Source organism: Vibrio sp. 378 (assembly GCF_033339435.1).
This window is the reverse complement of sequence record NZ_JAWOUO010000762.1, coordinates 1-616: the sequence shown is the minus strand read 5'-3', so window position 1 is coordinate 616 and position 616 is coordinate 1. Positions and strand designations below refer to the sequence as shown.

The 616-nt window shown below is 45.3% G+C and carries 1 protein-coding gene; it reads left to right on the top strand.

The annotated features are described in order from the left end of the window. A partial coding sequence (modA, locus tag R7Q48_RS28710; protein ID WP_318133740.1) for a molybdate ABC transporter substrate-binding protein occupies window positions 1-556 on the top strand: 556 nt, incomplete at its 5' end. Window positions 557-616: the final 60 nt, after the last annotated feature.

Here is a 616-nt window from a genome sequence, read left to right as displayed (position 1 = left end):
TATCAATGGTGCTCCAGCTGATGTGTTTATTTCTGCAAACACGAAATGGATGGACTACTTGGTTGATGAAGGGGTTATAGATAGTGACAATGTCACTAATTTAGTGCGCAATAGTCTCGTTCTTATTGCACCTCAATCGTCAAGCTTAGCCGTATTTAACTTCGCGGATGCAAATGCTTGGGAAGCGGCGTTAAATGGCAGTCGCCTCGCATTGGGCAACCCTACGTCTGTGCCGGCAGGGATGTACGCGAAAGAATCACTGACTACACTGGGTGTATGGAAAGAGATTCAAACCAAAGTTGCACCAGCAAAAAATGTACGTCTTGCTTTGGCTTTAGTTGAGCGCGGAGAAGCTCCTTTAGGGGTGGTTTATAAGACCGATGCGCAGTTGACTAGCAAAGTGAAAATTGTTGGCGAGTTTGCGAGTGACACGCACGCGGCCATCGTTTATCCAGCGGCGGTAGTGAAAGATTCAACGGAATCGAGACAATTCTTCCAGTATTTGAAATCGGAAGACGCGAAGCGAGTTTTTGCTCATTACGGTTTCCAACAATAATACGGTTTTCAATAATAGGGACAAAGAGTGACAGAACTTGAATACCAAGCCCTAATGTTG